The sequence below is a fragment of the Streptomyces parvus genome (genome assembly GCF_032121415.1).
Classification (GTDB): domain Bacteria; phylum Actinomycetota; class Actinomycetes; order Streptomycetales; family Streptomycetaceae; genus Streptomyces; species Streptomyces globisporus_A.
This window is the reverse complement of record NZ_CP135079.1, coordinates 5,528,459-5,538,031: the sequence shown is the minus strand read 5'-3', so window position 1 is coordinate 5,538,031 and position 9,573 is coordinate 5,528,459. Positions and strand designations below refer to the sequence as shown.

The 9,573-nt window shown below is 74.2% G+C and carries 9 protein-coding genes; 4 read left to right on the top strand and 5 right to left on the bottom strand.

From position 1 onward, the window contains the following. Positions 1–217: 217 nt before the first annotated feature. The 3 genes from RNL97_RS25960 to RNL97_RS25950 form a co-directional block, all read right to left on the bottom strand. On the bottom strand, positions 218–649 hold the full coding sequence (locus tag RNL97_RS25960; protein ID WP_030581472.1) for a (4Fe-4S)-binding protein: 432 nt from the start codon (positions 647–649) through the stop codon (positions 218–220). A gap of 85 nt (positions 650–734) precedes the next feature. Beyond that, entirely contained in the window at positions 735–1,136 is a 402-nt protein-coding gene (locus RNL97_RS25955; protein ID WP_030581469.1) for a RidA family protein, read from the bottom strand. Beyond that, positions 1,133–2,290, bottom strand: coding sequence for an acyl-CoA dehydrogenase family protein (locus tag RNL97_RS25950; RefSeq protein WP_313751254.1), 1,158 nt, complete (start codon positions 2,288–2,290; stop codon positions 1,133–1,135). Before RNL97_RS25950 ends, RNL97_RS25955 begins: the two co-directional genes overlap by 4 nt. A gap of 150 nt (positions 2,291–2,440) precedes the next feature. Between RNL97_RS25950 and RNL97_RS25945 the strand changes: the two genes are divergently transcribed. The 4 genes from RNL97_RS25945 to RNL97_RS25930 are packed head-to-tail and all read left to right on the top strand — an operon-like array spanning position 2,441 to position 6,322. Beyond that, a complete protein-coding gene (locus tag RNL97_RS25945; RefSeq protein ID WP_030581463.1) occupies positions 2,441–4,129 on the top strand; it encodes an AMP-binding protein in 1,689 nt (562 codons plus the stop codon). A 9-nt stretch (positions 4,130–4,138) separates the two neighbouring features. Beyond that, positions 4,139–4,957 (top strand): PaaX family transcriptional regulator, encoded by an 819-nt coding sequence (locus RNL97_RS25940; protein ID WP_030581460.1) that lies wholly within the window; start codon positions 4,139–4,141, stop codon positions 4,955–4,957. 58 nt (positions 4,958–5,015) lie between these two features. Beyond that, a complete protein-coding gene (locus RNL97_RS25935; protein WP_313751253.1) occupies positions 5,016–5,846 on the top strand; it encodes a GNAT family N-acetyltransferase in 831 nt (276 codons plus the stop codon). Further along, the gene (locus tag RNL97_RS25930) at positions 5,843–6,322 is read left to right on the top strand and encodes a hypothetical protein (RefSeq protein WP_313751252.1); all 480 of its coding nucleotides are present in this window, start codon (positions 5,843–5,845) and stop codon (positions 6,320–6,322) included. Before RNL97_RS25935 ends, RNL97_RS25930 begins: the two co-directional genes overlap by 4 nt. On the opposite strand, the gene RNL97_RS25925 is transcribed toward RNL97_RS25930, so the two are convergent. Beyond that, positions 6,309–8,618 (bottom strand): bifunctional salicylyl-CoA 5-hydroxylase/oxidoreductase, encoded by a 2,310-nt coding sequence (locus tag RNL97_RS25925; protein WP_313751251.1) that lies wholly within the window; start codon positions 8,616–8,618, stop codon positions 6,309–6,311. The two genes, RNL97_RS25930 and RNL97_RS25925, sit on opposite strands and share 14 nt — an antisense overlap. Further along, positions 8,603–9,430: an enoyl-CoA hydratase family protein gene (locus tag RNL97_RS25920; protein WP_030581448.1), complete on the bottom strand. Its 828-nt coding sequence runs from the start codon at positions 9,428–9,430 to the stop codon at positions 8,603–8,605. The genes RNL97_RS25925 and RNL97_RS25920 overlap by 16 nt, the downstream gene beginning before the upstream one ends. Between the last annotated feature and the right edge of the window lie 143 nt (positions 9,431–9,573).

Below are 9,573 nucleotides of genomic sequence, written 5' to 3'. Positions count from 1 at the left end.
CCGGGATAAAGAGCACTAAATACAGATATATCCCCCAGAGCGATTCACCCGACCGGCGCGCCGCGCACTGCCGTCATGAGGTGACGCAAGGGGCGCCGGGCTTCAGCCGGCCGCCCTCACGGGTGGTCCGGACCGTGGTCGGTCGCCGCTCGGGCAGGACCCCGGAGCATCGCGTGGCGGTCGACGAGCGCGCCGGCCGCCTCCGCCGCCCCCGGTCTCAGCCGTGCCCGGCGCAGGGTCCGCTGTGGTCGCAGTACGGCGGGTTGGCGGTGGCGCCGCAGCCGCAGAGCATCACCCGGGTCTCGTGGCGGGGGCCGTAGGGGGTGGCGATCTCCAGGTCGCCGCGCAGGTGCAGCACGCCGTCGGCGTGGAGCGACACGTGGGTGGGGACGTCGGGGATCTCGTCGGGCATGCCGTCGGTGCGGTGGTACTGGAGGGCGCCGCTCGGGCAGCGGTGGATGACGTCGGCGACCTCGTCGGCGGGGGCGTTGTGGGGCTGGACCCACGGGCGGCGGTCGACGTCGAAGACGGCGGGGAGACCGCGTACGCACTCGGCGGCGTGCAGGCAGCGGTGCGAGTCGAAGCCGACGACGATGCCCTCCCCGTCGTAGGACTTGGCGGCGGGGCGCGGGGGCGGTCGGCTGGTCACCGCGGTCTCTCCCGGGTCGGCTCGGTATCCGGACCACTTCAGCCTCGCCCCGGCGCCCCGCCGCCGCTACTCGGGGGCCGGGCTCTCACGGGAGAACCGCGACCCCGTCGATCTCGACCATCGCCTGTTCGTCCCAGAGCCGGGCGACCCCGATGACGGCCATCGCCGGGTAGTCGCGCCCCGCGAGCCTGCGCCAGATCCGGCCCAGCTCGGCGGAGTGGGAGCGGTAGTCGTCCACGTCGGTGGCGTAGACGGTGACCCGGGCGAGATCGGCGGGGGCGCCGCCGGCCGCGTGGAGAGCGGTGAGCAGATTGCCGAGCGCGAGCGCGAACTGCTCGGGCAGGGTGGCCCCGACGACCTTGCCCTCCGGGTCGAGCGCGGTCTGCCCGGCCAGGAAGACCAGGTGCCCGCCGGTGGCGACGACGGCGTGGCTGAAACCGGTGGGCGGGGAGAGTTCGGCCGGGTTGATCCGGTGCGACGGACTCATACGGGCGGCTCCTGGGTCGGGGGCTCGGACGGCTGCTGGACGGCGTTCGTGTACAGCTCCTTGGCGATGATCGTGCGCTGCACCTCGCTCGCGCCCTCGTAGATGCGCGGCGCGCGGACCTCGCGGTAGAGGTGTTCGAGCAGATGGCCCCGGCGCAGGGCGCGGGCGCCGTGCAGCTGGACGGCGGCGTCGACGACGTACTGCGCGGTCTCGGTGGCGTACAGCTTGGCCATCGCCGCGCGGCGCGGCACCCCGCTCTCCCCCGCGTCGTACGCCGCTGCCGCCGCGTAGACCAGCAGCCGGGCGGCCTCGGTGCGGGTGGCCATCTCCGCTACCTGGTGCGAGACGGCCTGGAGGTCGGCCAGCGGGCCGCCGAACGCGGTGCGGTGGGCGGTGTGGGCGAGGGCCGCGTCGAGCGCGGCGCGGGCCATCCCGACGGCGAAGGCGCCGACGCTGGGCCGGAACAGGTTGAGGGTGTTCATGGCGACCCGGAAGCCCCGGTCGGGTTCGCCGAGGACGTCGTCGGGGGTGACCGGTACGCCGTCGAACTCCAGGGTGCCGATGGGGTGCGGGGAGAGCATGTCGAGGGCGGAGCCGGTGAGTCCGGGTCGGTCGGACGGGACCAGGAACGCGGTGATGCCCCGGGCTCCCGCGCCGGGGGTGGTGCGGGCGAAGACCACGGCGAAGTCGGCCTCGGGGGCGTTGGAGATCCAGCACTTCTCGCCGGTGAGGGCCCAGCCCGCCGGGGTGTGCTCGGCGGCCAGGCTCAGGGCCGCCGCGTCGGAGCCCGCCCCCGGCTCGCTCAGCGCGAACGCGGCGACGGCCCGCCCGGCCCGGACCTCGGGGAGCCAGCGTTCGCGGTGGGCGGGGGTGCCGGCCTGGACGATCGGCGTGGTGCCGAGGCCCTGGAGGGCGAGCGCGGTCTCGGCCTCGGTGCAGCCCCGGGCCAGCGACTCCCGCAGCAGGCACAGGTCCAGCGCGCCGGAGCCCAGCATCCGGCCGAGGAGGCCCAGCTCGCCGAGTGCGGCCAGCAGGGGGCGGTTGACCCGCCCGGGCTCCCCCTTCTCCGCCAGCGGGCGCAGTTCCCGGGCGGCGAGCGTACGCAGCTCCTCGCACCAGGCGGTCTGTTCCGGTTCGAGGGAGAATGCCGTCATGGCGGCGCCTCTCTTGTCGCGTCGTGTCGCGTGCCCCGTCGCGTCGCGTGGCATCTCGTCGCATCGCATCGCACGCCATGGCCTATCGCGGACCGTTGACTACCGTCACCCAAACGATACGCTCCAGAGGCGACAAGGGGGCGATCCTTCATGGAGCCGAATTCCTCGCCGAACACGCCCGCAGCCGCCGCCGACGCCTCCGTACGCGTCCCCGGCGCGCCTCACGAGCCGACCGGGCGCGCCACGGGCGCCCACACCGACACCTTCGCGCGCGACCATCTCCCACCGCCGGAGCAGTGGCCGGAACTCCTCCTGGACGATCCGGCGCCGCGCTACCCCGACCGGCTGAACTGCGGACACGAGCTGCTGGACCGCACGGTCGAGGAGTACGGCGCCGACCGCCCCGCGCTGCGCTCCGGTGACGGCGGCATCTGGAGCTACGGCGAGCTGCGGGAGACCGTCGACCGCATCGCGCGGGTGCTGACGGAGGATCTGGGCGTGGTGCCGGGCAACCGGGTGCTGCTGCGCGGGCCGACCACGCCCTGGCTGGCCGCCTGCTGGCTCGCCGTCATGAAGGCGGGCGCGGTCGCCGTCACCGTACTGGCGCAGGCGCGCGCCACGGAGCTGGCCACCATCTGCTCGCTGGCGCGCATCGGCCACGCCCTGTGCGACGCCCGGTCGGCGGAGGACCTGGCGAAGGCGGACGTGGACGGGCTGCGGATCACCCTGTTCGGCGGGGACGGGCCCGACGACCTCGCCCGGCTGGCGGAGGGCAGGAGCGGTCCGTACCGGGCGGTGGACACGGCCGCCGACGAGGTCGCGCTCATCGCGTTCACCTCGGGGACCACCGGGCGCCCCAAGGGCTGCATGCATCTGCACCGGGACCTCCTGGCCATCGCCGACACCTTCTCCCGCCATGTGCTGCGCCCCTCGGCCGACGACGTGTTCGCGGGCAGCCCACCGCTGGGCTTCACGTTCGGCCTGGGCGGACTGCTGGTCTTCCCGCTGCGGGCCGGGGCCTCGACGCTGCTGCTGGAGCAGGCGGGTCCGCAGCATCTGCTGCCCGCGCTGGTCCGGCACCGGGTCTCGGTGCTGTTCACCGCGCCGACGGCCTACCGCACGATGCTCGGCCGGCTGAACGGCCACGACCTGTCGGCGCTGCGGCGCTGCGTGTCGGCCGGGGAGAACCTGCCGGCGGCGACCTGGCGAGCGTGGTACGAGGCCACGGGCCTGCGCATCATCAACGGCATCGGGGCCACCGAACTGCTGCACATCTTCATCTCGGCCGCCGACGACGCGATCCGGCCCGGCCTCACCGGGGTTCCCGTGCCGGGCTGGCAGGCGCGGGTGGTGGACGAGCACGGGGACGAGCTGCCCGACGGCGAGGCGGGGCTGCTCGCCGTACGCGGCCCGGTCGGCTGCCGTTATCTCGCCGACCCCCGCCAGACGGATTACGTCCGGCACGGCTGGAACCTGACCGGCGACACCTTCGTCCGCGAACCCGACGGCTACTTCCGTTACGTGGCCCGCGCCGACGACATGATCATCTCCTCCGGGTACAACATCGCGGGCCCCGAGGTGGAGGACGCCCTGCTGCGCCACCCGGAGGTCGCCGAGGCGGCCGTGGTGGGCCGGACGGACGAACTGCGCGGCGAGATCGTGGTGGCGCACGTGGTGCTGACCGAGGGCTCGGAGCAGACGGCGGACTCGCTGCGCGCCCATATGAAGGCCAACCTCGCCCCGCACAAGTGCCCGCGCGTCTTCGTCTTCCACAGCTCGCTCCCCCGCACGGCGACCGGCAAGCTCCAGCGGTTCCTGCTCCGGCACCACCCGCTCTAGAGTGATCACGTGGCCGAGTTGCGCACCCCCCGCTCCCTGATCATCACGCTCTACGGCGCTTACGGCCGCCCGGCGGACGGTGCGCCGTTCGCGGTGTCCGAGCTGATCCGCCTGCTGCACGCCGTGGGCGTCGACGCCCCCTCCGTACGCTCGTGCGTCTCCCGACTGAAACGGCGCGGGCTGCTGGTGGCCGCCCGGGCAGGGGACGGCTCGGCCGGGTACGCGCTGTCGCCGGACGCCCGGCAGCTGCTGGACGACGGGGACCGGCGGATCTACCGGCACCCCGCGCCGAGCCTCGCCGACGGCTGGGTGCTCGCGGTGTTCTCCGTGCCCGAGGCGGAGCGCAGCAAGCGCCATGTGCTGCGCTCCCGGCTGGCCCGGTTGGGTTTCGGCACGGCCGCGCCCGGGGTGTGGATCGCTCCGGCCGGACTGTACGAGGAGACCCGGCACACCCTGGAACGGCTCGAACTCGACCCGTACGTCGACCTGTTCCGGGGCGAGCACCTCGGCTTCGCCGCCACCCGCGAGGCGGTCGCCCGCTGGTGGGACCTGGACGCGGTGGCGCGCCTGCACCACGACTTCCTGGAGCTGCACGAACCGGTGCTGCGGGACTGGGAGGCGTCCGGGGCCGACGGCGCACCCCGCCCGCAGACGGCCTACCGGGACTATCTGCTGGCGCTGGACTCCTGGCGGCAACTCCCGTACGCGGACCCGGGTCTGCCCACCGAGCTGCTGCCCGCGGACTGGCCGGGCGGCCGGTCCGCGGAGGTGTTCGGCCGGCTGCACGAGCGGCTGCGGGACGCCGGGGAGCGGTTCGTGCGGGGATGACCCCCGTGCGGAGGGAAATCCGGGTGTCCCGGCCGGCCGCCCCCGGGCAGGATGGGGCATGACCTGGACCTTCACCCATGACGTCGAGGTGTTCCTCGCCTCGGCCGGCCCCTCGCTCGCCGCGCGGCCCGTCGAGCACACGGTGGCGCTGAGCGTCACCGAGCGGCTGCGGAGCTCCGGCGCACATCACTACGGGACGGCCGATCCGGTGTTCGGGTGGTGGCGCGGGGCGGACGGGGCAGTGACGGGGACTCTGGTACGCAGGCCGCCGCATGCGGCGATGCTGACCGCCGTGCCCCCGGAGGCGGTGGCGCCGCTGGTGGAGGCCCTGGGGGCGGGTCCCGACCTCGACGGTGTCAACGCGGACCGGGACATCACGGCGCTGCTGGCCGCCCGGCTGCCGGGCTACCGGACCGTGCAGGAGCAGCGGTTGTACCGGCTGGGCACGCTGCGGCCGCCCTCCCCGGCGCCGGAGGGCCGGGCCAGGGCGGCGACGCGGGCGGACCGGGCACTGCTGGTGGCATGGGCGGAGGGGTTCGCCGGCGCGACCGGGCAGCCCAAGTCCTCGGCCGAGTGGCTGGTCGACGAGGGAACGGAGCGCGGGTCGCTCACCCTCTGGGAGAGCGGCGGCAGACCGGTGGCCCTCGCGGGGCGCACCCGGATACTGGCGGGCACGGTGCGGGTGACGTTGGTGTACACCCCGCCGGAGTTCCGCGGCCGGGGGTACGGGGCCGCTGTGACGGCCGAGTCCTCGCGGGCCGCCCTGGCGGAGGGCGCTGCGGAGGTCCTGCTCTTCACGGACCTGGCCAACCCGACGAGCAACGGCGTGTATCTGCGCATCGGTTACGAACCGGTGGCGGACCGGGTGCAGCTGCGGAGGGAGACGTGACGGCGGAGCGGGAGGGCCCGGCGGAGCCCGTGACCCCCGAGCCGGTGTGGCTCGTCGCCGCGAACGTGGTGCGGTGGCGGCGGTTCGGGGACGGCGGGCAGGAGCTGCGGCCGGGGACCAGATCGTTCCGGGGCGGGGCCAAGGTGTACGTCGTGGACACCTACCCGGGCATGGGGCACGAGCAGGTGACCACCATCGGGCGGGCCCGCACCGGCCGTTGGATCACCGTCGACACCGGCTCGCGCCATCTGCACACCTTCCGGGCCAAGCAGGTGTTCGCTCCGGCGGTACTGCGCCGCTCCGCAGCGATCGCGGCGCGCCCTCGGTCCCGGGAGGAGGCCGAGGAACTGGCCGGTCTGCTGGAGCGGCTCGCCGCCGGCTACCGCGAGACGCACCACGGCGCGCCGCACCCCACGCCGTGCCTCTGCCACACGTGCCTGACGGCCGCCGGGCCCGAGGGCGTCACCCCAGCGTGAGCCGGGGCTTCGGTCCGTCGGTGCGGCCGGTGGGCGGGGTGCGGCTGCCCGCGCCGTACGGGAGGGGCCAGGGCGCGCCCGGGCCCGTGTAGCCCTGCTCGGCGGCCGCGTGGAGGGTCCAGTGCGGGTCGTACAGATGGGGACGGGCCAGGGCGCAGAGGTCGGCGCGGCCCGCCAGGAGCAGGGAGTTCACGTCGTCCCAGGAGGAGATCGCGCCGACCGCGATGACGGGGACGTCAACGGTGTTGCGGATCCGGTCGGCGTACGGTGTCTGGTAGGAGCGGCCGTACTCGGGGCGCTCCCCGGGCACGACCTGACCGGTGGAGACGTCGATGGCGTCGGCCCCGTGCTCGGCGAAGGCGCGGGCGATGGTGACGGCGTCCTCGGCGTCGGTGCCGCCCTCGGCCCAGTCGGTGGCGGAGATCCGGACGGTCATCGGCCGTTCCTCCGGCCAGACTTCGCGCACGGCGTCGAAGACTTCGAGGGGGAAGCGGAGCCGGCCGGCCAGGGATCCGCCGTAGGCGTCGGTGCGGTGGTTGGTGAGCGGGGAGAGGAAGCCGGAGAGCAGATAGCCGTGGGCGCAGTGCAGTTCGAGGAGGTCGAAGCCGGAGTCGGCGGCGCGCCGGGCGGCCTCCGCGAACTGCTCGCGTACGGCGACCAGTCCGGCAGGGCCCAGCTCGGCCGGGACCTGGCTGACGCCGGGGGCGTACGGGAGCGGGGAGGCGGCTGTCAGGGGCCAGTTGCCGCTGTCCAGGGGCTGGTCGATGCCCTCCCACATGAGCTTGGTGGAGCCCTTGCGGCCGGAGTGGCCGAGCTGGACGCCGATGGCCGCGCCGGGGGCGCAGGTGTGGACGAAGTCGGTGATCCGCCGCCAGGCCAGGGCCTGTTCGTCGTTCCACAGGCCCGTGCATCCGGGGGTGATGCGGCCCTCGGGGCTGACGCAGACCATCTCGGTCATGGCGAGCCCGGCGCCGCCGAGCGCGCGCGCCCCGAGGTGGACGAGATGGAAGTCGCCGGGCAGCCCGTCGGTGGCGGAGTACATGTCCATGGGTGAGACGACGACGCGGTTGCGCAGCTCCAGGCCGCGCAGCCGGAACGGGGTGAACATCGGCGGGGTGCCGGGCGGGCAGCCGAACTCCTGCTCGACCGCGGCGGTGAACGAGGCGTCGCGCAGCCGGAGGTTGTCGTGGGTGACCCGGCGGCTGCGGGTGAGCAGGTTGAACGCGAAGCGCCGGGGCGGCTGGCCGACGTAGTGGGCCAGCTCCTCGAACCAGCGCAGACTGGCGGCGGCCGCGCGCTGGGTCGAGGCGACGACCGGGCGGCGCTCGGCCTCGTACGCCGTCAACGCGGACGGCAGGTCGGGCTGTTCCTCGACGCAGGCGGCCAGGGCGAGGGCGTCCTCGACGGCGAGCTTGGTGCCGGAGCCGATGGAGAAGTGGGCGGTGTGGGCCGCGTCGCCGATGAGGACGGTGTTGCCGTGGGACCAGCGGGAGTTGGTGACCGTACGGAAGGCCAGCCAGGAGGACCGGTTGCCGCGCAGGGGACGGCCGTCGAGGGCCTCGGTGAAGAACTTGGCGCAGCGGGTGGTGGATTCGGCCGGGTCGCAGGTGTCGAGTCCGGCGGCGCGCCACACCTCCTCGCGCATCTCGACGATGACGGTGGAGGCGTCGGCGGCGTACGGGTAGCCGTGCAACTGCACGACGCCGTAGGGCGTTTCGGCGATCTCGAAGCGGAAGGCGTCGAGCGCGAAGTCGGCGGCGAGCCAGATGTAGCGGTTGCGGTGTTCGGTGATACTCGGGCCGAAGGCGTCGGCGTGCGCGGCGCGGGTGGCGCTGTGCACCCCGTCGGCGGCGATGACCAGGTCGTGGTGGGCGGCGAGCTCGGCGGCGGGCGGCGCCGGGGTGCGGAAGCGGAGGTCGACGCCGAGGCCGGCGCAGCGCTCGTGCAGGATCTCCAGGAGCCGGCGGCGGCCGAGGGCGGCGAAGCCGTGTCCGCCGGAGGTGTGGGTGCGGCCGCGGTGGGCGATGTCGATGGTGTCCCAGCGGACGAACTCGCGGCTGAGGGCGCGGTGGACCTCGGGGTCGGCGTGTTCGATGCCGCCGAGGGTCTCGTCGGAGAGGACGACGCCGAAGCCGAAGGTGTCGTCGGCGGCGTTGCGCTCGAAGACGGTGACCTCGCGGTCCGGGCCGAGCCGTTTGAGCAGGGAAGCGGCGTAGAGACCGCCGGGGCCGCCGCCGACGACCGCGATGCGCCGCACGGATGGTCCGCCGCCCGGCACGGCTACCGCCCCTGCCACTTCGGGGGCCGCTTCTCGGTGAAGGCGGCGTGGAACTCCGCGTAGTCCTCGCCGTGCATCAGGAGGGCCTGGGTGTTGGCGTCCAGTTCGACGGAGGCGGCGAGCGGCATGTCCAGCTCGGCGGTGAGCAGTGCCTTGGTCTGGGCGAGCGCGAGGGCGGGGCCGTCGGCGAGGCGGCGGGCCAGCTCGGCGGCGCGTTCGTCGGCCTTCCCCTCCTCGGTCAGCTCGCTGATCAGCCCGATCCGCTCCGCCTCGGGGGCGCGGACCGCGTCGCCGAGCATCAGGAGCCGGGTGGCGTGGCCTAGGCCGACGACCCGGGGCAGCAGGTAGGCCGCGCCCATGTCGCCGCCGGAGAGGCCGACCCGGGTGAAGAGGAAGGCGAAGCGGGCCGAGGGGTCGGCGACCCGGAAGTCGGCGGCGAGGGCCAGGACGGCTCCGGCGCCCGCCGCGACCCCGTGGACGGCGGCGACGACGGGGAAGGGGCACTCCCGCAGGGCCCGGACGACCTGTCCGGTCATCCGGTTGAAGTCGAGGAGCTGCGCGGTGTCCATGGCCAGGGTGGCGCCGATGATCTCGTCGACGTCGCCGCCGGAGCAGAAGCCGCGCCCCTCCCCGGCGAGGACGAGGGCGCGGACGGAGCGTTCCCGGGAGAGCTCGGCGAGGAGGTCACGCAGATCGGCGTAGGCGCCGAAGGTGAGCGCGTTGAGTTTTTCGGGGCGGGAGAATGTGACGGTTGCCACACCGTCGTCCCGGGTCAGCCGGAGATGACGCCATTCCTCGGCGCTCGGGGCCGAGCTGGGAAACGGGCTCATGGAGGGGTCCCCTTCAGCGATCGGGCTGGTGCCGGCCGTGCGCGGGTCGCGTTCCGCCTCCGAAGTTATCACTCAAGCGTGACTACCGTCACGAGGTCGCAATACAGCATCCATGAGACTGTTGTGGCGAAAGTCCCCTTTGC